Source organism: Paenibacillus ferrarius, assembly GCF_002027705.1.
GTDB classification, from domain to species: Bacteria; Bacillota; Bacilli; order Paenibacillales; family NBRC-103111; genus Paenibacillus_E; species Paenibacillus_E ferrarius.
The window spans coordinates 137809-164406 of the sequence record NZ_MBTG01000017.1; the positions used below are offsets into that span (position 1 = coordinate 137809).

The following is a 26598-nucleotide window of genomic DNA, read 5'->3' on the forward strand; positions in this document are numbered from 1 at the left end:
AACCATAAAGGAGGTGGTGCAGCAGCGGTGCAGCATAGATCAGCTAGGAATACTTTCTAATGCATAAATGACATAGTTTAATAAAATGGGAGGCGTCGACAAGATGAAAAAGTGGAAAAAATCTTACACTGGCACTTTGGGAGCTGCCCTCTGTTTCTCGCTCGTTTTGAGCGCATGCAGCACGGATTCGGGTAAACCTGCAGACAATATACCTTCAGGCGGAGCGCCGGTAGCAAGCGACGTATTTTCACCTGTTGGGCAATTTCCGATTGTCAATAAGCCTATGACGATCAAAATGTTTGCACCGCAGCTTGCCGTACTCGAGAATATGGAGACCAATTCCTTTACGAAATACCTCCAAGACAAGACGAATATTCAGATCAAATGGGATCTCGTACCAGATAAAGCACTTAACGACCGCAAACAGCTAATGCTGGCAAGCGGCGATTATCCCGAAGTGATTTTGCAAGGGAGCTTAACCAAAGAAGAGCAGATGAAGTATGGCAAACAGGGCGTGTTTATTCCGCTGAACGATTTGATTGATAAGTATATGCCTAACTTCAAGAAGGCCATGGCTGAACTGCCTTACTTGAAGAGTTCCATCACGACGCCTGACGGCAACATATATGCGCTTCCGCAAGTAAACGAGTGCTATCACTGCAATTATGCTCAAAAAATGTGGATTAACCAGTCTTGGTTGGATAAGCTTGGGCTGAAAATGCCAACAACGACGGATGAGTTTTACGAAGTGCTGAAAGCTTTTAAAGAAAGAGATCCGAACGGCAACGGTAAAAAGGACGAAATTCCGCTTACCGGCTCCGATGATATGTGGGCAGGGAACGTCGCCTCTTTCTTGATGAATGCTTTCATCATCGACGACCAGGTGGACAAAGACAGTGGGACTTTCCTCCAGTTAAAAGATGGCAAGGTGGAGCTAGCAGCCAATAAAGCAGAATGGAAGCAGGGATTGCTGTACCTGAACAAGCTCTATAAGGAAGGTCTGATCGATCCGGCGTCCTTCACACAAAACTCCGATGCCATTCAGCAGCTCGGCAACCGCCAGGACGCAAACGTGATGGGAAGCATCACCACTGCACTGATCAGTTATGCGCATTCCCCGGACGAGAAGCACCCGCGCCACAAAGAATATGTCACCGTACCTCCGCTCAAAGGACCAAACGGCGTGCAGCAAGCCGGATATTTTGCAGGAGTGGGCAACTCGCAAATGGCCATTACGAACAAAGCGACGAAAGAACAGCAAATTGCTGCGATCCGCATGGCCGACTACTTGTACACGGAAGAAGCGATTGTGCTCGAAGAACGCGGTCTGGAGAACAAAGGATGGCGCAAAGCGAAGGACGGCGAGCTGGATATGAACGGCAAGCAAGCGAAATATGCGATTATTCCTGATGTTGAAACCAAAACGACATATAACGACCGTTGGGATCAGCTCGGCCCGTCGCTCCGCACGTTCCAATATCGCGATTCTTGGGCAGCTTCACAGGATCCGCTTGCCGAAGGTGCATACGAGGTTCGTTTGAAGCGTGAATCGGCCAAATATGAACCATTTCAATCGAAGCAGAATTACCCGTCCAGCGTATTCATCGCATTGGAAGACGCACAAGTTGCGGCTCAACTGAAGACGTCAATTCGCGATTACGTCAAGTCCAACATGGCGCAGTTTATAACGGGAAGCAAAGACATCGAGAAAGATTGGGACAGCTATGTAAAAGGCTTCGATGGCTTGCAGCTCGGCAAATATATTGAAATTTATCAAAAGGCGGTTGCCAAAAAGTAATTAGTGAACAAATGGGACAAGAAAGGTCGGATTATATGAATCTTGTTGAAAAGTTAACCCCTACAACCCGTCAGCTTGCATTTCAAGATTGGGAATTCGGATTGTTCCTTCATTTTGGACTGCGCACCTTTTATGAAGGATATGTTGATTTTGATGAAAGGCGAATGCAGCCGGTTGCTTTCAACCCTGTTCTTTTGGATTGCGAACAATGGATCCGAACGGCCAAAGAAGCGGGAATGAACTATGCCGTATTAACTGCGAAGCATCATGACGGTTTTTCCAATTGGCCTTCCCGTTACAGTCAATTTAGTGTGGCGGCTTCTCCGTGGAAGGATGGGAAAGGAGATGTCATTCGCGAATTTGTGGATGCTTGCCGAAAATATGGTGTAAAACCAGGCTTGTACTATTCACCGTATGATGGTTCAGCCGACTTTTACACCCAGAATGCGAAGGCCTATGACGATTATTTCGTCAATCAAATAACTGAACTGCTCACCCAGTATGGAGAGATCGACATCCTTTGGTTTGACGGCTGCGGCTCTGAAGGGCACTCGTATGATTGGAATCGGATTATCGGTGAAATTCGCCGTATGCAGCCTGATATTTTAATTTTTAATATGGGAGATCCGGATTTTCGGTGGGTTGGAAACGAGGACGGGATTGCACCTGTTCCATGCTGGAATGAGGTTGATTCGACGGAGTTTTCAATTTTGACGGAGAAGAAGGAGCAGCTGGGTGATCGACTGTGGCTGCCTGCGGAGTGTGACGTCCAGATGCGGGGGAATTGGTTTTATAGCGATAACGATGAACATACCCTGAAAAGTGTGGAAGAACTTATGGGCATTTATTATCATTCCGTCGGCAGGGGGGCAAACTTGCTTCTCAATATTGGACCGGATCGCAACGGTTTGCTTCCGGAGAAGGATGTGGAGCGGCTTCTGGAATTCGGTTCAGAAATTCGCAGGCATTGGGGCAGCCCATTCGCCACACTTGCGCAATGTGAAAGAAGAGGGAATTGCTGGGTTTACGAGACTGAGTGTGCTCAGCTGCTCGACCAAATCGTCATCCAAGAGGATCTGAGTGCTGGCGAAAATGTAAGAAGCTTCAAGATTAGCGTCATTACCCAAAAGACAAGACGCTCTGTGACCATTTATGAGGGACAGCATATCGGACATAAGGCAATTATTCGTGTCCCGACCATTAGAATCCGGGGCATAATCGTTGAAATCACTGAAAGTGATCAAGAGGCGGTACTGCAAGGACTAAGCTTTCATCATGCTGGTGAGGGAAAATGAGAATATACTAAAACAATCCCGATGTGGCTCAAAGCCTTAATACATCGGGATGTTTTACGTATGCATGGATGGAATATTTGGCTTGTTTGCTCAGCAAGGCAACAGGATCTCAATTTTCGTGCCTTGCCACACTTTGGATTGTACCTGGATTTCACCGCCGTGCGTTTCCACGATGGTTTTGGCGATACTCATCCCAAGGCCGGAGCCTTCCGTCGACTCCTCGGTATTCGTTCCCCGGTAGTAGCGATTGAATAAATGATGCAGCGTTTCCTCGTCCATCCCTTTGCCATTATCGATTACTCGTATGTATGCCTTGTCGTTCATCCTGCCGACAGAGACAGTGACGATCACGCTAGGCGGGTTATGCTTCACGGCGTTGGACAGCAAATTGTCCATCAGCCGCACCAGCCAGGTTTCATCAGCCTGGATTAGCAGGGGACGCTCCTCCCCCACATAGTGAAACCGATACTCAGACATCATGGTGTCGTTGACGTACTTCAGTACGGAGCAGCGCACCAGCTCAACCAAGTCGATCTCCCGAACCTTCATGATCGAATCCCCCTGCTTGAGCTGATGAATCAAAGAAAAGTCGGAGATCAACTCCAGCATATAATCCCCCTTCTCCCGAATCGTCGCTCCCATGATCCGCATCTCCTCATGGCTCCATTGCTCAGGCAGGCTCTCCAGCATATACCCATAGCCTTGAATCGTGGCCAAGGGTGTGCGCAGATCATGGGAGATTCCTGACATCCACTCCGCTTGCGCCTTCTCCAGCCGCTCCCGTTCCTTCTCCGTCTGAGCCAATTGATGAGTCATCTGATAGAAGGATTTGATCACTTCCTTGTAGAGCCTGTAGCTGATTCGCATCGTCCCGTTGCGGCGGAATACCCTGCGCATGTCCTTGGCGGTCAGCACTTGGTCGTATTGCCCCTTGCGCATGCGTTCGAACCAGCCGGCGAACAGAATCAGCGGCTGACCGTAGCGGTAGCCATGCCAGATGGAAACTGGCAGCGCCAAGAGCAGGATCAGGCCTGCAAACCAAGCGAGGCCTCGCGTTGCCGATTCCATTACAGGATGCTTCAGAGGGGCTCCCACTGCATGGGACGTATAGAGGATCCAGGTCATTCCACTCGGCTTGTCCAGATGAGAGACAATATTCGTGTCATAGTTGCTGGGAGATTGCTGGATGGCCAGGATATCCAGCGGTCGATATGCCTTCTGCACGTAAGCTTCATCGCCGATGCCTTGTACGATATGGCTCTCGGGATCGATGACCTGAAGATAGCTGCCGGATTCGTGCAGCTGCTGGTCTAAGAAGGGAACTGCATCGCTGCGCACAATTCCATGCTGTTCGTAAGCGCCGAACCAGGCCACGAGCTGGTCAAGATCAGGATTTTGGTAGCCCAGCACATACAGAAGCGGCTCCTGGAAAGAAAAATTCAGCTGAGTGTGTACGGCATACGTCCCAAACGTTCGTGTCTCCTGAATATCGAGCAGTTGAGCGATGGAGTAGGAGGTCGGCAGCGTGTGATGCGGAGTTGTATTGACGGCGTAGATTACCTCGCCTTCGGCACTGACAACCTGCAGCCACATTCCTTTCTCCACGATGAGCTTCTCCCACTCAGGGGAGATCTCAATCGTCCCATCCTTGTAATGCGCTTCTTGAGCGATCTGCTGCAGGACGCCAACCGGAAAGTTCCGGCGTATCTCATTACTCGTCATGTTCTGGAAAAATAGGATGCAGGCAACCAGAGTAATAGCCACAATTAGCAGGGCATAGAAAATCAATTGATATGTGAAGTGGAATGCCATGCGCCGCTGGATCTTCATCGCTCCTGCGGCTCCTTCACCAGCTTGTAGCCGAGTCCGCGCACAGTAAGCAGCAGCTTCGGGTTGCCGGGATCGATCTCGATCCGCTCCCGGATGCGTCGGATATGCACCATCACGGTCGAATCATCACCCTGTCCGTTAATCCCCCAAACTTTGTCGTAGAGCTGTGTTTTGGAAAATACGATTCCGGGAAACTTGCAGAAATGCAGCAGCAGCTGGAAAACCTGCGCCGGACAAGGAACAGGCTGTCCCTCTACAATCAGCTCACCCTCCGCTTCGTTGACGGCGAAGCGGCCGAACCGGAAAACGCCCGGTTGAGACCCCTTAACCGGACTCGCTGTGGGGGCTTCCGGCTCTAGACGGCGTATACGCGCCAGAATTCTTGCGGCCACCTCCAGGGGATTGAAGGGCTTCGTAATATAATCATCCCCACCCATGGCGAAACCCCGCAGGACATCGAGATCTGAAGCCTTGGCTGTCAGAAAGAAAATATGCGGATTCCCGAATTCGCGGAGCTTGGAGATGAGCTCCAGCCCGCTGCCGTCGGGGAGCATAATGTCGAGCAGGACGATATCGGGGACTTCACGTTTCGCTAAATCGAGAGCTTCCGCACAGGTAGAAGCTGCGTACAGCTGCTGAAACCCTTCTCTGCGAAGCACCATTTGCAGCATTGTAACAATCGAAGGTTCATCGTCGACGATTGCAATTTTAATATCGGATAGACTTGTCATTGTTTTCACCCTTTTCCATTTCCATAGTAGCATACTCACATGAACAGAACCTAAACAGCGGGAGCGAAATTAAGCTGATGTTCAGCTATTCGTTTAGGCTCCGTTTCAATGTGGCTGGTAGGATAGGGGATGAGCATCCTATTGGAACATTCAGGAGGTATGGTTCGTCTCTTGTCACCGCAGATCTTGTTGTACCCAAGTCGTTATTTTCGTTCTCCGCCGTGGTTTCGTCGAACCAGCTAGCGGTCGATAGCAAGTCTAACAAGGTTAAGCTGGCTTTGGACAAATCGGTTTGGAAGGTCATCGGTTTATGCTAATGTGGCGTTTCCAAGATGTACGGGATGAACACGTAGATGATTCGTATAAAGCTGTTTACCCGAGCATCGAAGAGGGTTTGGGTTACACTCGGAAAAACCCTGCCCTCTTCTGCAGGAGTGTTCCGGGAGATCGAGTCGCTTTAGCCCCGACCTACGGTTCGGATACAAGGAGGTTGACGACCATTCGGGAAGAAACGATTGATGACACGATCATGGCAACCAAACTGAACCAAGCCGGCAGCGCCCAATAGGAGCTCACCCGAAAAACGTCGGTTGGGACCGAAGCGGAAAACAGCAACAAGTGTATCACCCTATAGCCACACTAATTGAGGAGGAAAATTTATGATTATAACCACTACACCAACTATTGAAGGTTCCCCAATCAAGCAGTATCTAGGCATTGCCACCGGTGAAGTCATTATGGGAGCCAACGTATTCAGAGATTTTAAGGCTTCGATTACCGATCTTGTAGGGGGACGCTCCCGCGCTTACGAAGGCAAGCTTCAAGAAGCGAGAGATGCGGCATTTGTTGAAATGACCCAGAAAGCTTCGGGGATGGGAGCAAGTGGGATTGTCGGAGTCGACATTGATTACGAAGTCATTCGCGATGGCATGCTGATGGTTGCCGTAAGCGGGACGGCTGTGATCGTTTAAGCTGCCTCATCGACGCCGTTACGATTCAGGTAGCGGCATTTTTCTTCAACATCGTCATCAGGTTGCCCAGAAATAAGAACATAATCCAGTTCAGATGGTCGAACCGATTTATAGAAAATGTGGCTTTGCTGCAGAACCTGAATTCCTGCGATTGCTCATCTTTTGATGACTTTGAAGCAGTGTCAGGATCAAATTCCTGCGAATGCTCATCTTTTGATGACTTTAAAGCAGTGTCAGGATCGAATTCCTGCGATTGCTCATTCTTTGATGACTTTAAAGCAGCGCAGGATCAAATTCCTGCAAATGTGCATCTTTTTTTCTCAGAATCTACCTCTAGAACCTGAATTCCTGCTAATATGCATCTTTTGATGGATTTTTTCTAGTTTTAGGAAGAATAATCTATAAATTCCTGCACAATTGCAGGTTTTTTCATTTTATAAGCGATTTTGTTGAAAAAGCCTGCACTTTTGCAGTTTTCTCTGATAACACTGGAGTTATTCCAGTGGGATTTGGCGACAGGGTTGGAGCTGCCGTTGCAGTTGTCGTTGTCGTTGTCGTTGCCGTTGTCGTTGTCGTTGCCGTTGCCGTTGCCGTTGCCGTTGCCGTTGCCGTTGTCGTTGTCGTTGCCGTTGCCGTTGTCGTTGCCGTTGCCGTTGCCGTTGTCGTTGCCGTTGCCGTTGCCTTTGCCGTTGCCGTTGTCGTTGTCGTTGCAGTTGTCGTTGCCGTTGCCGTTGCCGTTGCCGTTGCCGTTGCCGTTGCCGTTGCCGTTGCCGTTGCCGTTGTCGTTGTCGTTGCCGTTGCCGTTGCCGTTGCCGTTGCCGTTGCCGTTGTCGTTGCCGTTGCCGTTGCCGTTGTCGTTGTCGTTGTCGTTGTCGTTGTCGTTGCCGTTGCCGTTGTCGTTGTCGTTGCCGTTGTAGTTGCCGTTGCAGTTGCAGTTGCAGTTGCCGTTGCGTAGCAGCAGCTGTCACTGTTGCTATTGCAGTTGCAGCTGCCGCAGCAGTTAGGCGGACCAACTGGAGCCTCTTAAACAGAAAAGGCTGCCTCGCAGTCATTTTCGACTGTGAAGACAGCTTCTGAAAGGTGTGATTTCTCGTTATTTGGAGCTTTATTATGCTTTGCGATACCAAGGAAGTCTTGATAAAGGTGCTTGAATCTCTTCCAATGCCGGTCCTTGAACGACAGAACCATCATCACCAATCCAAGTACCCGTTGGGAAGTGAATTTGTCGAGATGTTTGTCCTTTTAAAAGAACAGGGGCTACGAGAATTTGATCGCCAAGCATGAATTGATCGCCCACAAGTGCATATCCTTCGTTGGGAAATACAAAATCCAAGTGCCGCATGATGGGGGCTCCGGTTGTCGCGGATTGTTGAGCCAACTGAAGTATCTCTGGCCCCAATTGTTCCCTTAGCTTGACGATGTCTAAGCAATAATTGAGCTGTTCATCATGAAGTACCCGCCAAGGGGCTAGCGAAAATTGCATGACAGGGAATAGGGCCGAACATTGTGCATACCTGACGAATAATTCGCTGTCAAATTGGAAGTCAGATGAATTAAAGTCTCCGTCTAATCCACCTCCAATCATATCTGGACAATTGTAGGCATAACCCATTAATCCTTGCGCGATGCCATTTGGAATTAGGTCTGCCAATCCGCCGCGTTCCCACGTATGAGCTTTATCCCGCTGCCGTTGAATGAGTGATTGTCCGCCGTTCTTCCAAGACATACGGTATTCGCTGAGCGGATATTTAGTTCCTAACTTTGCGAAGGCATGGCAATCATCGTTGAGTGGGAGTGTGTTATGCCATAAAACGGGTTTGCTAAAATCATCGGCATCCGGAATAACGGGCTCGCCTGCGTCAAATTTAAAACCGTCGATTGCATAACTCGTTACGAGATCATCCAGTTGTTCGAGGAACCACTCTGCTGCTGCTTCCAAGGAATAATCAATCATAGCGCTGTAGCCGTTCCACCATTGTCGCAAGGCAGGTGTTCCATCTTTTGATTTAAGCAGATAGTCCTTTCTTTGCAGCATGCGAAAAACAGCGCTGTCGGGACTGACATAAGGACATACCCAGAGCATGATTTTGAAGCCCAATTGATGCAAGATGCGAACCATTTCTTTGGGATTAGGAAATCGTTCTTTGTTGAATTTCCAGTTGCCATAGTCGATCATCCAATTGTCGTCGATGATTAATACCCCTGGAGGTAATCCATGATCTAAAATTGATTGCGCATATTGAATGATTTTATCTTGTGTCGGTTCGTAAAACATTTCTACCCACGTATTATATTGCGGCGATATAAATGCCAATGGATCAGGAAACTTGCCCGAAGATGGAAAATAAGTGCGCGATACATGGTTAAAAACTTCAGCCAGAGTGTGATGTTCTTGTCCAGTAATAATTGGACTGTTTGCCTGCTGAATCAAAAGTTCATCTTCATGAAAAGAAAAAGCGAATGGCTCGTCGCTCCAAACAAAACGCCCCTTGTTCGATAAAAGCAATGGCGTTGCTTGATTATCGTCTATATGACGCAAGTTGCGCGAATAGTCGGATTTGCCGAATGGCATCAGAGCACCGTCATTTATAACCCCGCCCCACCAATATTCGCCTGGCATTAGTTTTATCGTCTGACAGGTATCCATATGAACAATCCCCTTGTAGTAAAATTTTTGCGCAAAAGTTTTATAACTCAATTTTATTCCGATTCGTTCTGACTGTCAATATTTAGATACACATTATAGGAGTGGTGCGGTATCAAGCGAAAAGTGATTGACGACAGGCAAAATTGGCGGTACACTTACTTTGTTAAAACTTGCGCAAATTTTTAACAATCATTTTTCCGAAAGAAATGAACTTTTATTTATTTAAATTGTAAGCGCAATCAATTAAATAAAGGAGGTAAATCGTATGAGAAAGATCAATCTATTTGCTGTTTCTTTGATTTTTCTAATTTTGTGCATCCAATTGAATAAGGCCGATTTCCAAAACAAGGCAGTCGCCGCAACGGGAAACATTACTTTCAATCTTTCCGAATCAAACGAAGCTTTCAAGAACCCGATTATGGGGTTTAGACCTTCAAGATATATCAATGACACCTCGTTTCCGGACAGGGAGTATGCTGATATTTACAAACAATATATTAAATACACTGATCTGGAGTACTATGCAGCGGATTCTGTCCAGAAAATCAAAGACTGGAGCAATGCGTCCTGGGCAGGGATAGAAAATAAAAATATTAAAGTGGTTCCGCGTGTTGTCATTGTATATCCCGGTACCGGGGAATATTGGCCGGATGGAGTAGCTCATAGCGATCCTGTGAACGAGTGGCTTTCTGATACATTGAAATCGCGATTAGTTGCTTTTATCGGAAAGCTGGGAGAAGCTTGGGATAACGATCCGCGTGTAGCTGCCATAGAACTTGGGCTGTATGGAAACTGGGGAGAAAATCATATTTATCCGCTTAAGTTCGCGGATGGCACAGACCGTATTCCATTAAGTTTCCAAACGGCTTTGGGAGATGCGTATAAGGCTGCTTTTCACAATAAAAAAGTGATGATTCGCTATCCTGAAACTTTCACGAATTTTAACTTTGGCATACAGTGGGATTCCTTTGCTCTGCCAGATGACGCGGCTGGCGGTAATGGCGAGATTTCCAGAGATACGTGGAGAACACAAATTAACAGCGGAGAAGTTGCTTATGATTGGGGCAATCAATCTAATCTTGGCGGCAGTCCAGATGGGACATTGGGCAGTACCTCCAATACGAATTATGTGATCGACTGGATCATGAACACACATACGTCCAGCTTAGGATGGATATCAGACTACAACGCGGGCAACACGGCAGTTGAGGCCGGAGCTACAGCTATGCAGAAAGTGCTTGGTTATCGCTTTTTAATCAATCAAGCTACGTTTTCTGGCAACGTTTCGCCGGGCGGTGCAATGAGTGTTTCGTTTAACGTTGTAAACAAAGGTTCGTCCCCTATGTATTACAAATGGCCAGTTGAAGCAAGTCTTCTAAAAGCTGATCATTCCGTTGCTTGGACGGGGACATTCAATACAGATATAACATCGTGGTTGCCAGGTACGAGTTGGAACAGTTCTTCCAGGACATATAATAATGCTCCTGCCGTAAATACAGTTGCCGGTACGTTCACGATTCCATCCAATCTGCCGGTCGGAACGTATACCCTTGCGGTATCTGTGCTTGATCCGGCTGGGAATAAGCCGAGTTTAAGGTTTGCAAACACGAATTATTACACAGGAGGAAGAACACCGCTAGGCAAAGTCGGTATCGGGCAAGATCCAAGCGATCAGAATTTGGGGACCTTCAATAGTTTGAAAAGTGACAACACGTTATCTTACAGCCTATCTAGCGGTGGCTCGACACCAACACCAACACCGACACCGACACCGACACCGACACCAACGCCAACAGGCAGCCTGCTGCTAGATAATTTTGATAATACGCCAATCTGGCCGAGCAGCAATGATCTGGGGAAATGGGCGGGCGCAAATGGTTTTATGAATGGAGCGGGTGGTTCGGGAGTAATCAATGGGAAAGGTCTTGCGCTGCAGTATAACAACAGCGGGTGGTTTGGTAGTGATGTTTTGCAGGATATTTCGGCATACAACACAATGATTATCCGTGTAAAAGGAAGTGCTGGCGGCGAACAAAACGATTTCCATCTTACGCTTGGAGGAGTTGAGAAAACGCTGGGAGCGTTTAGTGGGAATACCATTACTACATCCTATAAAGATATTGCCATAAATTTGGTGAGCAATGGCGTTAATCGTACAGCTCCTGGACAGTTAATGATGTCGTTCTGGTGGGGCAAAAGCGGAACTATTACAATCGACGAGATCAGATTTCAATAAGTCTAAATGACACTGTAACGGCCCATTCGCGATATTGTCGCAAAATGGGCCGTTGCTAACATCTTTTATTGACACAAAGTTGTAAAGAGGAATACAATTGATAAATACAGCAAGAAATTGCGCATTTTTTTTCGAACAAATAATCTTTTCCTGCGGGAAGGAAAAAGGAAGATAGATATGCTGAAATTAAAAGATATTGCAGAAATTGCTAATGTTTCCGTGACTACGGTTTCCAGGGTGTTGAACAATAAAGGTAATTTCAGCGAGGAAACCAAACAAAGAGTATTGGACGTTGTGAAAGAATATCTCTACACACCAGGCACCACGCTGCAAAAGATGAGCAATATTTCTTACACCATCGGGGTCTTCATTCCGAATCAAAACGATTTTATCGATGACGATCCTTCATCCTCGGTCGATTTGAACAACCTGAAGGAAGAGTTGGAGAGTTTAGGTCATAAGCTTGTGTTAACGACAAATACAGGTGAAATCGATCGCTCTTCGATGTCCTATAAAATGATTCAGGATAAAATGATTGATGCTGCCATCATTTTTGCGCCATTCACAAACGATGAGCTGGTAGATGAGTTAATCAATCATCATATCCCGTACTTTGTTACGAATGGTCGGAACATGGAGAAGGACTGGAACTATATTGATTACAACAATTATAGTGGAGCTACGAACGCCATTCAATATTTATACGGTCTAGGCCATCGGAACATTGGCATTATTGCCGGCCCAGCAGATCATTTGGTAAATATGAATCGCATGCAAGGCTGTATAGATGCATTTAATAAATTGAATTTACAAATTCAAGATGAACAGATCAGCTATGGTTCTTTTAGTCTGACGCACGGATACGAGGCGGCGAAAGCCATGCTGAGCGGGAGTTCGAAGATAACAGCATTTTTTTGCTTTGACGATATCATTGCTTTTGGAGCCATGAAGGCCATTTTTGAGAGCAATTTGAAAATACCTGATGACATTTCCATTGTTGGTTTTGATGATCTGAAATTATCGGAATTTATGATTCCACCTTTAACAACAGTCAGGCGGTTTAAATATGATATTAACCAGCTCATTGTCAAATTGCTGATTGATTTGATTGGGAACAAATATATTGAAAGAGTTCATATAAGCTTAAAAACGGAATTAATTGAAAGAAGCTCCTGTAAGAAAATCACGTCTTAGTTCACGTACAATAATCCACAGTCAGGGGAGAGACTCCTCACAGGCTGTGGATTTTTGTTGTGTGCATATATGGCATTCACGAAGGGAGGCATTACTTTAACCCGGTGAACGCAACGCCTTCAATAAATCGTTTCTGGAAGATGATAAATACGATTAGCATAGGAATGATCGCCATGATTGCGCCTGCCATTAAAGTAGGGTAATCCGTTTGGAATTGTCCCACTAGACTTCGTAACCCAGTAGCTAAAGTCAATTTATCTGGACTGCTGTTGACGATGAACGGCCATGTGAATTCGTTCCAAGTCCATAGGGTATGTATGATGGCCACAGCTGCCAAAGCAGGTGTTACCAAAGGAAGCAATACGAGTCGCAGTGTCTGATAATGATTGCATCCATCAAGTATGGCCGCTTCTTCGAGTTCTTTGGGCAAACCTAGAAAAAATTGCCGCAAAAGAAAAGTAGCGAATGGACTAACCAGTCCAGTAATAAATAAGGCTGGGACTGTATTAATCAAATGCATTTTGTTGAGAATAAAATATTGGGGCGTATAGAATACCGGATTTGGTACCAGCATGACCGATAGAATCAGAAAGAACAGAAAGTTCTTACCGGGGAACACAATTTTGGCAAAGGCATAAGCAGCCATTGAACTAAAGATAAGCGGCCCAACCGTTCTGAAAAATGCCGCAATAATCGTGTTCATATAAAGGTGAGTAAAAGGCAAAGCTTGCCAAGCATTGGGGAAGCTTTTCATATTGATATGGGCTGGGAAATATTTAAATGGAATTTGAGTCGTCTCTGTTACGGTTTTAAAGGAAGTTAGAATCATCCAAATAAATGGAACCAACATAGCCAAGGCTCCAATGATTAAAATCGTTTGGGCATAGTAATTTGTTTTGTAATACGATTTAGTATGAGAACTCATGTAATGACCTCCTATTCGTAAAATACCCACTTTTTCGACAATCGGAATTGTACCGCTGTCAAAATGAGGTTGATGACTAATAAAACATCGATGATCGCTGAACCGTAATTGGGATCGTCCATTGTGTACGTATTTATATAGTAGGAGAAAACAAGAGAGCGAACATCGTCCAGAACGATGCTGTTTTTGCCGACTAGAAATAGAATGCCATCGAAAACTTGTGTTCCTTCAATGACGGAAATGATGGCTACAAAAAATAAGGTAGGCGTGAGCAGAGGAAGTGTAATATGCCAAAACTTCTGCATAGCATTGGCGCCTTCAAGAGAACCGGCTTCGTATAACGAAGTTGGAATTCCTTGTAAGCCAGCGAGGATAATCACCATTTTCAACCCGATGCTTCCCCAGACCGACGTAGTCACAAAGGCAAGCATGACCGTTCTTGAATCGGATAACCAGCCGATATCCGTGCCGAGCAGATGGTTGATCAGCCCGTAATCTTTGTTAAACAAAACAACCCATACCAAAGCTGTTGCGGCAGGGAGTGTAATTTGCGGCAGAAAATAAATCGTCCGGAATATGGAAATCCCTTTAATTTTTTGATTTAACAATAAGGCGAGAATCGTCGATGCCACCAACACCGAAGGAACAAATAAGATGACATAATGGAACGTGTTCCATAAATCTCCCCAGAATTGTTTGTCCTCCACCAATCTTCTATAATTTTCTAAGCCAACCCATTTGTTCGTCAAGCCGAAACTTTCAGATTTCACAAAGCTAAGAAGTATAGAAATGATAACAGGAATCACGTAAAAAAAACTGACTAAAAGTACTGTAGGAGCAACCAAGAGATAAGCTGGTAAGTAATTGTTTCTGAATCTTGATATTTTCTTTTTCTTTTGCTCAAGCTGATGCATGCGACTTGGCCAAGATTCTGCCGAGCTCTTCGAGATATCCAAGCACAACACTCCTTACAATAGTTTAAAAAGTAATTGGCTCCCTGAAAACTCAGAGCCAATTACTTTTAGGTCTGATCTGCTGCTATGAATCCATTATTTTTCTGCGGCGATCGCGTCATTCATTGCTTTGGCAACGGCTTTTGCAGCGTCTTCGATGCTTTGTTTGCCACCAAACGCTGGAGCCATAATCTGAGCTTCTTTTGTAAACCAAACCGGATAGGACTTCGAGCCTGCCGGATATGGAGTAGCTTCTTTGGCTTGCTCTGGGAAAACCTTTAGATTCAAATCTGGTTTCGATTTCAGCCAAGCATCTTGTGTATCTTTAAATGCTGGAATCGCTGCGCCTTTATCCGCAAATATTTGCGCTGCTTGCTTGGAACCGAGGAATTTCGTTAGTAACCAGGCTTCATCTTGATGTTTGCCTGCAGCTGACATGGAATAACCTAAACCGTTAATAATGTTGCCGCGGGTTTTTGGTCCTTTTGGAAGCTTAGCCCAATCCCATTTGCCTTTCATAATATCACTGGAATAAATATCGTTGATTTGCCACGAACCTTCGAACATCATCGCTAGTTTTCCGGATTTAAACATTTCGCGAGGATCTGTATCCGTCATTTGCTGTACGGTAGGTGACGATTTGTCTACGATCATTTGATATCTTTGTTTCAAAGCGGCAATAGATTCAGGTGAATCGTAGCCGGATTTTTTCATGTCTGGAGAAAGGATCGATCCGCCAAAAGCCAACATATCATTCCAATATCCGATTTGTGTGTCAGCTTTGGCGGCAAATCCATAAATCCCCTTGCTTGCATCTGTCAGCTTTTTCGCGACTTCAGCTAATTTCGTGTAATCCCATGTGTCATCTGGAAATGGAATGTTCGCTTTTTGGAACAGCTCTTTGTTATAGGCGAGACCGATCGTGTCGAAATCTTTAGGCACAGCGTAAGGGACACCGTCTAATGTATATACGTTGCCTAGATTTGACACATAGTTGTTTAAATCGATGTCTCCAGCTTTTACTTTGTCTGTGAGTGGTGTGATGAATTTCCCTGTTGCGTATTTGAGGAATTGACCGCTATGCATCCAGAATACATCTGGCAATGTGCCAGACGTGGCTTCTGCCGATCTTTTGACCCAGTAATCATCCCAAGGGGTAACTTCCACTTTTACAGTAATATTGGGGTTGGCTTTCATGAATTCCGCTGTTATGGCCTCAGTTGCACCCTGTTGGCCTTTATCCCAAATCGCTAAAGTTAGTGAAACAGAATCTTTCTTTGCTTTCGGTGCTTCTGTTGCCGTTTCTGATTTTGCCTTTTCGGATGGTGCGGAGGTTGCGGTGCTTGTTGTACTAGAACTACAGCCTGATAAAACAACCGAAGAAACAAAGAAAGCGCTTAACAAAGTGGTAACAATCTTCTTATTACTCATACTTTTTCCCCCTTGAGCATTAATTTTCGATGACAAAATGTTTCGTTTACTGCAAGGTAAATATTTGCGCAAAATATTTTCCTGTACTCACATTGTAATTTAGGCACAGAACTTGTGTCAATAGTTTTTGCTCCTTTTTAGGATGTCGTGTCTATTATCACGATTTATTTGTATATTCGAAGTAGTGTTCATGCTTGTTAAGTTATGTAATTAAAGTTAATAGTTAAAAGATTGTTATGATATTTGGGAATTTTAATAAGTAACGCAAGTATTGCGCAATTAATTAATCTAATTGTTTTAATGATACTAACATACTGAAGTTAATAAAAGTTAACTCGGTTTTGGAGTTCACTTTTTTGTTTTTCGCAAAATTCCGGATCAGGATAAACATGTTTTAACAATCTTTATCATAACTTGAGACGATTCGACAAATAATCTGTAGATTTACATAATATCCCTCTATTATATTGGTATTGTAAGTAAATATATGGAGAGGAGTTATTTTATGAAATTTTTGTTAAAAAGCAAGCCTCTGGTATCAAGTCTGTTGACTGGCGTGCTACTGTTTTCAATATCTTCAGTTGGAGGGGTTGAGGCCGCCTCGTTAAAAAATAGTGAGGAGGTAATTACAGCTGGATATGGAGGCGATAAATCAAAGCTTAATCTTATCCAAAATAGTCCTATCCAGGTAGCTGCTTTAAGTAATAGCGAACAAAGAGTCATCGTTACATTTAAAGATAAGAAAAAAGTTAACAAATCGTTAATTCAAAAGAGTAAGGGGAAAGTAAAGAGAGAGAACAAGCATTCATCATCCTTGGCAGTAACAATACCTTCAAGTGAAATTGATCAATTAAAAAATGACTCCTCAGTGGAATCGGTTGAACCGGATATTCAACTTCAGGCTGCAACTCAAACAATGGATTGGGGAGTGTCTGTTATTAATGCTACTTATGCCTGGAATAGCGGATACACAGGCAAGGGAATTAAGGTAGCTGTTTTAGATTCCGGTATAGATACACAGCATGAAGATCTATCTGTAGCAGGCGGAGTTTCTTTCGTAGATTACACAACCTCATATGATGATGATAACGGCCATGGTACACATGTAGCTGGAATTATTGGTGCAAAAAATAATGAAACTGGAGTCGTTGGTGTAGCACCGGATGCAGACTTGTATGCAGTTAAGGTATTGGATGCGACGAGTAAAGGCTATTTATCAGATGTTATTGCGGGAATTGATTGGGCTGTGGACCATAACATTGATGTTATTAACTTAAGTATGGCAACAAGCGTGGATTCTCCGGCACTACATAGAGCTGTTGATCAAGCATATGATAATGGATTATTAGTAGTAGCAGCTGCGGGGAACGCTGGAAACAAAGAAGGGACTGGCGATTCTATTCAATACCCTGCGAAGTATAACTCAGTTATTGCTGTGGGAGCTGTGGATCAGAATAGACAGCGTGCACCATTTTCTTCAACGGGGAGTGAGCTTGAGGTTTCTGCACCAGGAGAGGCTATATACAGTACATATTTGAATAATGGCTATAAAATTTCTAGTGGAACCTCGATGGCTTCTGCCTTCGTGACGGGTGAATTGGCGTTGTTAAAGCAACAAAAGTCAGCATTGACTAACGTGCAACTAAGGCAATTGCTGGATCAAAATGCCGTTTTTAAAAATAATTTTCCGGCTTCTGAAATAGAGAATTCAGTTACGGACAGTGTTTATAACAGTGTGTACGGTATGTTATATGCAGCGGGGGTTACTGGACCTTCAGTGACAAAAAGCTATAATTTACAAACTCCAACCACTTCTACATGGCCGCTAGATTTATTGTCTAAGACAAAGTCGATTTCTGTTACGTATCAATATGATTTTCAGACTACCTATACCTACTATTTATTGAATGATAACACAGTATGGTTTACGCAAGGTAACAATGGCCCTTATCAAGATTCAACAAGTAATTGGCCAGATCTTACAAACGCTAAATCTATTTCTTATTCAAGAGATAACTTAGGTAGATCGTACACAACCCTTTATTATTATGTTCTATACCATGATGGAACAATTAAATATAAGTATTGGAAATCATCCGCACCTAATGATCCCATGCTGACTGTTGATGACACGGCAAATTGGCCGGAAGCAGGAAATTTGAAAGCAATTTCGTTTTCTGAATATGGAGGTTGGACCAACAGATTTGCCCTTACAAAAGATAATCGTGTGAAAAGATGGGTTTCAAGAACTAATATTGAGGATGTAACATCATCTTGGCCAGATGTTACTAATGCCAGAGATATTAGTTTTTCTTCTGCTACAGGTAATTTTGATTATGTTCCTACCAGGTATGTTGCGAGATTAGATCAAGCACCAAATATCAATATATCCAATCAGAATAATCAAGTAGTTTATCAAACTGTAGCACCCAATATCATTACTTTATCAGGAACTGCCCAAGATCTAGATGGAGATAATTTGACAATTTCGGCTTCCATAGCTGGCGTTATAAAGGCAGCTACGCTGACAAATACTTTAAATCCACAAGCCTGGTCTCTCCAATGGAATGTTTCATCAGATAATATTCCTCCAGGGACATATCGAAATATTAATGTGAGTACTAATGATGGGTTATGGGGAACAGCCAATGCAACCTACAATGGAACGATAACAGTGAATAGATTTCCTTATGCACCAACGAGTTTGAATCCAGGTACAACTTCAACTGCTAATCCGCAAGTTTTGACTTCGTTATCGCCAGCACTAAACTGGACTTTTTCAGACCCTGATGCGGGAGATTATCAGACTTCATATGATGTTCAGCTTTATTCTCAGGACGGAAGTACATTAATAAGTGATAGTGGCTGGATCAATTCTTCTATTGCTTCCTATTCTGTCCCTTCTGGAAAGCTAAATCGAGGTACAACATATGCATGGAAAGTTAAAGTAAAAGACAGTTCTGGGGGAGAATCCCCATTCTCACAAATCTATTATATCCGCATCAACACTTTGCCTGTATCAAATATCAATTCTTACACGAACGGACAACAAGTAAACGATAATGTGCTTACTCTTTCCTGGACGTATCAAGATGCGGATGGACAACCACAGTATGCGTATCAAGTTCTAGGGTCTCGAGATAACTGGGCAACGGTAGGCTATAATTCTGGGGTAGTCACTTCAAACGGCAACACACATTCCACAACACCATTACCAAATGGAACGTGGGATATTAAAGTAATGGTTCATGATGGCTATGAATGGTCAAATGCTTCGATGAGGACAGGCTTAGTATTGCCTAATGCGTTTGAACCAAATGATACAAACGCTCAAGCATTCCCAATTAATTACAATACGCAGTACAGTTCATTAATTAGCTCTGCAACAGACGTAGATTTCTATAAGTACATCGCGCCTGTAACAGGAGTGGATCGTTTTACACTGAATATACCGAGTGGATTAATTTATGAAGCATACATCTATGATTCCTCAATGAATTTAATTGGGACCAACTCTAAAGGTGTTCCAACTCTTTATACAGTTGGGGCAGGTATGACATATTACATCAAGATTAATGGCGTTGGGGGATCATTTAGTAATACGGCTGCTTATTCCTTTTTGGTTAATAAATATAATCAAGTTAACAAAGCGAATTACCAGTATGACTCAAACGGAAATATTACCAATAAAACGACAACTATAACAAATTAGGAGGAGACATTGTTTGAAGAAGAAAATATATATTCTCATAGTATTGCTCTCCTTATTCATTAATTTATTTCCAACTTATTCGAAAATAGGGACAGTAAGTGCTAACTCTGTCGATAGGCAAGATCAATCGAATGTAAAGCCTATTAATCAATCAAAGAACGCTAAAAGTGTGATTACTAGTGACTTAGGTTCTAGAGAGTATCAAACGATTCAGGCAATGGATAACTCAGATCCGGGTTCCACTTTTAATTATGTTAAGACTGAACCAGAGACTGCACCTTTTTCCATTCAACTGGATAACGAGACATTATCTACTCTAAATGGATCTCTTTCTTTAAAGAGCGATGATCTAAGCGTTCTTGGTCCCAACGGTCTGTCTTTTGCATTAACACGAACATATAACAGCAGTTCATCTCAATTTTATCAATTGAATAATGAAGGGATTAACAGTGATCCTTCTCAAGAAGAGAAAATTTCGCCGATTGGCAAGGGATGGTCGTGGGAAATTCCTTATGTCTTAGGGCAATATGGCAGCACAGATTTGTATGTGCATCCTGCAGGTAGTGGTACTTATAAAATAGTTGGGAATACACTTGAAGGTTATCCGTGGAAAGATTTAAGTTTTGAGTTAGATAGCCATGTTTTTGTAAATGGATTAAGATCAATGTCCGTTTTACGTTCCATTAAAGGTATTAATCAGTTTTTTGATGAAAAAGGAAGAATTATTCAAATTTCTGACAATTACGAGAATAAAATTCAATTCTACTATTCCGTTCTCAATGATAAACTCATTGCTATTGTTGATGGTGTAGGTAATACAATTAACATATCTTATATGGCAAACTATGTGACAGTTACTAAAGGAAGTTATTCAATTACTTACTATAAAACAAATCAGAATGGGATTGATTTGTTAACTAAGGTAGAGGACTCTGCGGGTAGAATTACAACTTATGATTATAGTATTAAAGATGCTAAATATAACATGCATGGTTCTACACCATTAAACAGCAACCCTTATGCACTGCTTACGGGGATTACTTATCCGACAGGAGCAAAAAGTGTTTATTATTACGAAAATACGCCGTATACACGATTTTTGAACAATGATATCTCCAGACAGTATAGGCATCAAGATCCAGATATTGATAATGTAAATCAAGTTTACCGTGTGGTTGCCCGTGAAGATCATATAACACTTTCGAACGGCTCTGTCGAAGTGAAGAATCGCAAAGACATTACGTATAACGGAGATATTGGTAGTTTAGCAAATTCAGATTTAAGGTATTCAGTGACAGTTAACGATGGATTTACCTCAACAGAGTTTTTTAATAAAAAAGATTTTATAGACTCAGAAACCCCTCCTGCCATGTATAACACAAAGATTGTTGCTTCATCTGGCAATTACAGAAAAATAACGGATATGACGTATAACGAGGAAAAAAGATACACAAATCCAACGATAACGACAGTAACGAATAAGAATGCTGTGACAAATGAAAGTTCGGAACCTATTACATCAATTATTAACTATGATGATTATAGAAATGTCATGTCTTCGACAAATCCGCTAACTATCCAAACCACATATGGCTATGATCCAAGTTCACATTTATTATTAAATGTTTCGCAGCCAGTTAGTGCAACTCAAGTTCAATATACGGAATATACACGTAACGCTAAAGGCAGTGTTACATCAGAAAAGATAAGAGAGGGAAGTAGTACAGGTAAGATACTGAAACAGATTGGATATGAAAATTTTGATGTATACGGAAATAGTCTTCAAACACGTGTAACAACCAATCAAGGGCAAGAGACGTTGTATCAGACCGAATACAGTGCTTTGTATAATGGTGCATTTCCCACCAAATTGATTGTAAATGTCAAAGATATTGATGGTGCGACATCAACAATTACCAAACAATTAGATTATGATCCGAAAATTGGCAAGCCGTTACAGTTTGTAGATGGCAACCAGAATATTACAAAATATCAATATGATATTTTGGGTCGTCTTATTAAAGTAATTCAGCCAGATTTAAGTAATAAAGAAATCAGCTACTTGGACGATACGAACCAAATTCGAGTAATCAACGAAATGGGCCAAGCATCTCTAACGACTTGGAATCCTATTGGTTGGAAAACCGAAACCGGACTGATTGAAAATGGTGTCTATCGGACGAAACAAAAATATAACTATGATCAACACGGACGTCAAAACTACGTAGAAGATGCGCTAGGAAATCGAACTTACAATGAATATGATCAATGGAGTAGGCCCAACAAGGCGATTTATCCGGATAATTCTTTCGAATCAGTTCAATATGATGATATATATTTTTACAAAATACAGACTGATCCGGAAGGTAATGTAAAAAAGGAACATTATGATAAATTAGGGCGACTTGATAAAAGAACAGAATCAACAAAAACGAAGACTAACGTAACTGGTATTTTTGATTATGATTATGCTGGTAATTTAACCGTTTTTAAAGATCATGATGTCCCTCCACAGAACATAACTAGAATGGAGTATGATGTACTAGGACATTTAACTGCGGTTACAAATGCCAAAAATGAAAAAACAACCTACCAATATGATTATCTGGGGAAGATCTTGAAAACTACTTTTCCAGATTATAATACGAAACAGAACAAGTATAATGAGTTAGGTCGACTTATTCAAACAACGGATGCTAACAATAAAATTCAAAAGTTTTACCACGATGCAAATGGAAATCAGATAGGGTCTAAAGATCGCAATGGAGAAACGTTTAAAAACACGTATGATTATCGTAACTTTCTCCTTCAATCCGATGTATTAGATTCTCAAGGTCAAGTAATTGCAAATGAATCTGTTTCCTATCAATATGATTTAGTAGGCCGGCGTATCCATATGAGTGATTCTACGGGTACTACTTTGTATTCGTATACCCCGTCTAATGGCTTTCTGAGTAAAGTTACTTATCCTGATGGGCGTATACTGAGTTACAGCTACGATTCACAGGGAAATATAACTAGCCTTACTGATCCATTTGGCTCTAATTCTTACTATGGATACGATTCCCGTAATCGATTAATTTCTGTAGGTTCATCTTTAGAGGATATTGAAGCACAATATTCTTATTACAAAAATAATCTCTTGAACAGCACCCGCCAGAAAAATGGTGTTACATCGTACTTTACGTATGACGGATTACAACTGAGCACCTTAACTCAGAAGAAATCCGATGGTTCTCCTTTGAATACGTTTAGTTATTCGTCGTATGACAACAACGGCAATCAATTAACAAAGATGGAGAATGGGGTGAGTTACTCATTTACGTACGATCCGTTGAATCGTATACAAACATCATCGCAATTCGATGAGACATTTGATTACGATAATCGCGGCAACCGAACAAGTATGACGACAAATCATCCGTTTGATAGTCCAGATTCAACGTACACATACGACAAACGTAATCGTCTAACTAATGTTACGACGAAAAATGGCCGAAATGTAATTTATAAATATAACGGTGACGGGGTTCTATGGGAGCGTACAGAGAATGGTCAAAGTACACGATATTACAATCGCGGATCAAATGTCATTGCTGAAGGTAACGTTATAAATGGTGTTGCAACATTAAAAGCTCGATACATTCGTGGTAATGGACTTGTGGCACGTGAGGACTCCGCTGGCAAAGCTTACTATGTTCAAAATGGCCACGGTGATGTCGTAAACCTAATGGATAGCACTGGATTGACTAAGATTAATTCGTATCAGTATGATATTTGGGGGAATATAGTCAGTCAGCAGGAGAATGTACCACAACTGTTTAAGTATAGTGGTGAGATGTTTGATGATGCCACGAGTTTGCAGTATTTAAGAGCGCGTTGGTATGATCCGAGTATGGGACGGTTTGTTAATGAAGATAGTAACGAAGGTCAAATCGACAACCCACTCTCACTGAACCTTTATACTTATGTTAACAACAACCCATTAACTCATATTGACCCTACAGGGCATGTAGCCAAAGAAATGAATGAAGATACCAGTACATGTGGTTGTATTGTTGATCTACGTGAGTTAAGTAGCGGTGAACTAGCTAGTATTATGTTCGATAGAAGTTTAGAAAACACACCAGATACAGTACAAGCGGCGTATAACGAATTTGTAAGACGAAATTTTATGTTGGTAGAGAATGGTGTATTAAAGGTTGCTGAAGGAGGCAAGATTGCCCTAGCGGCTATCCGTAATATATTTAAAGGCACTGAATCCGTTGATGAAATGACAAGTCTATTTAGAGCAGTGAGTCCAGAAGAGTTCTATCCATTAATGGAGTCAGGAACATTTACAATTAGTCCTAAAGGATTTGATGGTAAACAATTTGGATTAGACTTTGAAGAAACTCTTAAATTTGCTGAAAAATATAAAGATATTGGTGCAATAATTGAGGTGAAAATTCCAAAAGACAAACTTGATCAATTAGCAGATTTCACATCAGTAGACCCTTTTATTTTTAAGAGTGGAACTGTAACAATTCACCTTGACCAATTAGAAGATTTTAATAAGTTCATCAAAGATCTTACCCATAAATACTAAGGAGAATAGATATGCTAACTGTAAAAGCGGAAATATCTTTTGGCATTGAGAATTTATCTCAAGATTTAAGCACGAAACATATCTTACGACCTTCAATAAATTTTGGGGATAATTTACTTTTTTCGGGCACAATACTTGCTGATAGTGACGTAGACGAATTAATTAGGGGCAGAAGGTATAAGGTTACAATTGAACTGCCCACAGTAGAGCAAGAAGCATATGAACATATTAGACATTTAGTGCAGATTGGTAATATTTTCACACTACAGAATGCCTCTAAGGTTTTAGGTAAAGGGGAAATAATGGATTTCATGTTTGTGTAATTTTGATATTAAATTGATACATCAAGATCACTTAGCCTTGCGACTAACCCTCGCAAGGTTTCTTTTTGCCGTGGCAACGCTAAAATGAAGCAAACAACAGCTTTCAGCGCTTCGCAGCCGTCAAGCGCCGTAAAACCTCCGAATAATCCAAGCCTATGCCTACGGCACCTACACAGCCTCACTGCGCCTTATGCAGGGATAAACGGCTTGCCCCCAAGTTGATTCCTTGCAGGGATGGCTTGCAGTCTTTCAAACCCTAGTCGGACAGGCTGCGCTGTCAGGATCGGTTTGAAAGGCGCAAGCTCCCTGCTCAGTGAATCAACAGCGGCAAGCCGTTTATGCGCATAAGGCCCAGTGTGAGGCGTTTTGGTTGCCGTCGGCAGCGGCTTTGATCCTTCGGATCGGTTTTAAAACTCTCGTTCGCGCCGCGGCCAAGGACAGACGGCTTTTTACAAACGCGCTTCCCGCAGCGCTTCGCTCCTTCCCCCTTTTGGGGCTGGATACGCTCATGCTCCTGCTGGCTTGGCTCCTCACCTTGGCCCTTATTCACGGCTGCACAGACTTCCTCAGTCAATTCTCCTGCTTCATGATGCGGGTGTCTGTCCAAACAACGCTTGGACAGACAGGCATCATGATAGGAAGGGGAATCGATCGGCGAGAAAGCCGTTTGCCACGAATAAGGGATCGGTGAGGATAGGCCAGCCAGCAGGGCATGAACATGTATCCAGCCCCAAAGCGGAAGAAGCGAAGCCTGGGAAGCTAGGGTTTGTAAAAAGCCGTCTTTGCCCTTGTGGCAGCCGCGAACGGGAAGGTTGATCTTGGTTGTTGGGTCACAACCAAGGATTCAGTTGCTTTTTCTTCGAAGTCTAGGCAAGAAGTTTTTCTTCAAAGCATAACCCGCAAGGTCTCCCCCCCCCCCCCCATTTTTGAATGTTTTTCTTCGAAGCACTGCTCTATAAAGAAACTGACGTTTTTGGATTTTTCCCTTTTCTTTTTTTATGCACTTTTTTGATCTAAGAAACGACAAAATATACCAAATGGGTTTGTTGTTTGGTATGATATTCCTATAAGTAAAAACATAGAAAGCAATGTATTCTGAAATTGATAGTAGAACCTGCATTATCAACTATGTGTTTCCATTTCAGGGAGGATAGCATGAATTCATTTTTCTTAGAAATCTTTGAACATATTGAAGATTTAGAACGGTCATGGCTTGATAAACCAGGTAAATATTCGATTCATATAGCAAGATTAGTATCATTAGTTTGTATGGCACTATTAGTTTATTTATTAACGTTTTTTTTATCTATATTTGTTTCTTTAGTACTAGACCATTTCTTAGGTATTAATAATGGCAACTTCCAATACCTTTGGTCAATAGCACTATTAATTGTATTCCCTCTATCAATTCCTTTAGTAACAAACTGGTTAGACAGAAAATTTAATTACTCAGGTATTTTTGTTAGTTTTTACGAGACATTGATTTATTCTAAAGTTGATGTCGCTTCCTTTAGATTTTTCTTGGAAATAATGGGGTTTATTTTTTACGTAGCTATCAATACAGTAATAACAATAGTTTCAATAGCAAATTTTATCGATGAAGACAGTTTAGTCAGTTATATGCAATTACATCAAACCGTTGTAATCTCTATACTTGCTACAATTCACATTGTAATATACTTCACGATTAGAATATTGTTTTTACCCAATAAGACATTAGAACAAAAATTAAAGAAGCATGTTAGAGAATTTAGATTATGGTTAATTGTGTTAATTTGTACAACTGGATATATGATGTATAAATTATTTACTGCTTTCTCTCCAATAGATATGGCATATCTTATAGGTGCAATTTTGGTTGCAATAGTACGATTAATAAGTAGTTATAAAGAATTAAGGAAAGTCATAGTAGAATTAAAAGAAACCATAGCAACATTCATTTAAGCATATCAAATTGGATCTTG

18 protein-coding genes are annotated in these 26598 nt (G+C 42.4%); 11 read left to right on the forward strand and 7 right to left on the reverse strand.

Annotation, left to right across the window (positions count from 1 at the left end):
- Nucleotides 1-103 precede the first annotated feature (103 nt).
- Nucleotides 104-1798, forward strand: coding sequence for an ABC transporter substrate-binding protein (locus tag BC351_RS19695; RefSeq protein WP_244209098.1), 1695 nt, complete (start codon nt 104-106; stop codon nt 1796-1798).
- Between the two features lie 35 nt (nt 1799-1833).
- Nucleotides 1834-3093 carry an alpha-L-fucosidase gene (locus BC351_RS19700; RefSeq protein WP_158082155.1) on the forward strand — a complete coding sequence of 420 codons (1260 nt, stop codon included), beginning with the start codon at nt 1834-1836 and terminating at the stop codon, nt 3091-3093.
- A gap of 90 nt (nt 3094-3183) precedes the next feature.
- Here BC351_RS19700 and BC351_RS19705 read toward each other — a convergent pair whose 3' ends face one another.
- Together BC351_RS19705 and BC351_RS19710 are read right to left on the reverse strand one after the other, a co-directional pair.
- Complete coding sequence (locus BC351_RS19705; RefSeq protein ID WP_079414446.1) at nt 3184-4923, reverse strand: HAMP domain-containing sensor histidine kinase; 1740 nt, start codon at nt 4921-4923, stop codon at nt 3184-3186.
- Nucleotides 4920-5654 carry a response regulator transcription factor gene (locus tag BC351_RS19710; protein ID WP_079414447.1) on the reverse strand — a complete coding sequence of 245 codons (735 nt, stop codon included), beginning with the start codon at nt 5652-5654 and terminating at the stop codon, nt 4920-4922. Before BC351_RS19710 ends, BC351_RS19705 begins: the two co-directional genes overlap by 4 nt.
- A 310-nt stretch (nt 5655-5964) precedes the next feature.
- On the opposite strand from BC351_RS19710, the gene BC351_RS19720 reads away from it, so the two are divergent.
- From BC351_RS19720 to BC351_RS41660, 3 genes are all read left to right on the forward strand, one after another.
- Nucleotides 5965-6222, forward strand: coding sequence for a hypothetical protein (locus BC351_RS19720; RefSeq protein WP_079414449.1), 258 nt, complete (start codon nt 5965-5967; stop codon nt 6220-6222).
- A 91-nt stretch (nt 6223-6313) separates the two neighbouring features.
- Nucleotides 6314-6625, forward strand: a complete 312-nt coding sequence (locus BC351_RS19725; RefSeq protein ID WP_079414450.1) for a YbjQ family protein — start codon at nt 6314-6316, stop codon at nt 6623-6625.
- Between the two features lie 502 nt (nt 6626-7127).
- On the forward strand, nt 7128-7580 hold the full coding sequence (locus BC351_RS41660; RefSeq protein WP_208629787.1) for a hypothetical protein: 453 nt from the start codon (nt 7128-7130) through the stop codon (nt 7578-7580).
- Nucleotides 7581-7733: 153 nt separating this feature from the next.
- Here BC351_RS41660 and BC351_RS19735 read toward each other — a convergent pair whose 3' ends face one another.
- Nucleotides 7734-9272 carry a glycoside hydrolase family 31 protein gene (locus tag BC351_RS19735; protein ID WP_079414451.1) on the reverse strand — a complete coding sequence of 513 codons (1539 nt, stop codon included), beginning with the start codon at nt 9270-9272 and terminating at the stop codon, nt 7734-7736.
- Between the two features lie 265 nt (nt 9273-9537).
- Between BC351_RS19735 and BC351_RS19740 the strand changes: the two genes are divergently transcribed.
- Together BC351_RS19740 and BC351_RS19745 are read left to right on the forward strand one after the other, a co-directional pair.
- Nucleotides 9538-11508 carry a DUF4832 domain-containing protein gene (locus BC351_RS19740; protein ID WP_079414452.1) on the forward strand — a complete coding sequence of 657 codons (1971 nt, stop codon included), beginning with the start codon at nt 9538-9540 and terminating at the stop codon, nt 11506-11508.
- 117 nt (nt 11509-11625) lie between these two features.
- Nucleotides 11626-12702, forward strand: a complete 1077-nt coding sequence (locus BC351_RS19745; RefSeq protein ID WP_279628349.1) for a LacI family DNA-binding transcriptional regulator — start codon at nt 11626-11628, stop codon at nt 12700-12702.
- 91 nt (nt 12703-12793) lie between these two features.
- Here the strand turns inward: BC351_RS19745 and BC351_RS19750 are convergent, their stop codons facing one another.
- The 3 genes from BC351_RS19750 to BC351_RS19760 all read right to left on the reverse strand — a co-directional run bounded on the left by BC351_RS19750 (nt 12794) and on the right by BC351_RS19760 (nt 16011).
- On the reverse strand, nt 12794-13627 hold the full coding sequence (locus BC351_RS19750; protein WP_079414454.1) for a carbohydrate ABC transporter permease: 834 nt from the start codon (nt 13625-13627) through the stop codon (nt 12794-12796).
- Between the two features lie 11 nt (nt 13628-13638).
- A complete protein-coding gene (locus BC351_RS19755) occupies nt 13639-14583 on the reverse strand; it encodes a carbohydrate ABC transporter permease (protein ID WP_244209099.1) in 945 nt (314 codons plus the stop codon).
- Nucleotides 14584-14676: 93 nt separating this feature from the next.
- Nucleotides 14677-16011: an ABC transporter substrate-binding protein gene (locus BC351_RS19760; RefSeq protein WP_079414455.1), complete on the reverse strand. Its 1335-nt coding sequence runs from the start codon at nt 16009-16011 to the stop codon at nt 14677-14679.
- A gap of 505 nt (nt 16012-16516) precedes the next feature.
- Here BC351_RS19760 and BC351_RS19765 point away from each other — a divergent pair.
- From BC351_RS19765 to BC351_RS19775, 3 genes are read left to right on the forward strand one after another with little or no spacing between them, the layout of a single operon-like run.
- Complete coding sequence (locus BC351_RS19765; RefSeq protein ID WP_158082156.1) at nt 16517-19723, forward strand: S8 family peptidase; 3207 nt, start codon at nt 16517-16519, stop codon at nt 19721-19723.
- A gap of 13 nt (nt 19724-19736) precedes the next feature.
- Entirely contained in the window at nt 19737-24311 is a 4575-nt protein-coding gene (locus BC351_RS19770) for an RHS repeat domain-containing protein (RefSeq protein ID WP_079414457.1), read from the forward strand.
- A gap of 11 nt (nt 24312-24322) precedes the next feature.
- Nucleotides 24323-24634 (forward strand): hypothetical protein, encoded by a 312-nt coding sequence (locus tag BC351_RS19775; protein WP_079414458.1) that lies wholly within the window; start codon nt 24323-24325, stop codon nt 24632-24634.
- A 310-nt stretch (nt 24635-24944) separates the two neighbouring features.
- On the opposite strand, the gene BC351_RS19780 is transcribed toward BC351_RS19775, so the two are convergent.
- A complete protein-coding gene (locus BC351_RS19780; RefSeq protein ID WP_144028463.1) occupies nt 24945-25208 on the reverse strand; it encodes a hypothetical protein in 264 nt (87 codons plus the stop codon).
- Nucleotides 25209-25789: 581 nt separating this feature from the next.
- On the opposite strand from BC351_RS19780, the gene BC351_RS19790 reads away from it, so the two are divergent.
- The gene (locus tag BC351_RS19790) at nt 25790-26578 is read left to right on the forward strand and encodes a hypothetical protein (protein ID WP_079414461.1); all 789 of its coding nucleotides are present in this window, start codon (nt 25790-25792) and stop codon (nt 26576-26578) included.
- Nucleotides 26579-26598: the final 20 nt, after the last annotated feature.

Coding starts and splice junctions, on each gene's coding strand:
- BC351_RS19695 (WP_244209098.1), top strand. CDS start 104: ATGAAAAAGTGGAAAAAATCTTACACTGGCACTTTGGGAGCTGCCCTC.
- BC351_RS19700 (WP_158082155.1), top strand. CDS start 1,834: ATGAATCTTGTTGAAAAGTTAACCCCTACAACCCGTCAGCTTGCATTT.
- BC351_RS19705 (WP_079414446.1), bottom strand. CDS start 4,923: ATGAAGATCCAGCGGCGCATGGCATTCCACTTCACATATCAATTGATT.
- BC351_RS19710 (WP_079414447.1), bottom strand. CDS start 5,654: ATGACAAGTCTATCCGATATTAAAATTGCAATCGTCGACGATGAACCT.
- BC351_RS19720 (WP_079414449.1), top strand. CDS start 5,965: ATGCTAATGTGGCGTTTCCAAGATGTACGGGATGAACACGTAGATGAT.
- BC351_RS19725 (WP_079414450.1), top strand. CDS start 6,314: ATGATTATAACCACTACACCAACTATTGAAGGTTCCCCAATCAAGCAG.
- BC351_RS19735 (WP_079414451.1), bottom strand. CDS start 9,272: ATGGATACCTGTCAGACGATAAAACTAATGCCAGGCGAATATTGGTGG.
- BC351_RS19740 (WP_079414452.1), top strand. CDS start 9,538: ATGAGAAAGATCAATCTATTTGCTGTTTCTTTGATTTTTCTAATTTTG.
- BC351_RS19750 (WP_079414454.1), bottom strand. CDS start 13,627: ATGAGTTCTCATACTAAATCGTATTACAAAACAAATTACTATGCCCAA.
- BC351_RS19760 (WP_079414455.1), bottom strand. CDS start 16,011: ATGAGTAATAAGAAGATTGTTACCACTTTGTTAAGCGCTTTCTTTGTT.
- BC351_RS19765 (WP_158082156.1), top strand. CDS start 16,517: ATGAAATTTTTGTTAAAAAGCAAGCCTCTGGTATCAAGTCTGTTGACT.
- BC351_RS19775 (WP_079414458.1), top strand. CDS start 24,323: ATGCTAACTGTAAAAGCGGAAATATCTTTTGGCATTGAGAATTTATCT.
- BC351_RS19790 (WP_079414461.1), top strand. CDS start 25,790: ATGAATTCATTTTTCTTAGAAATCTTTGAACATATTGAAGATTTAGAA.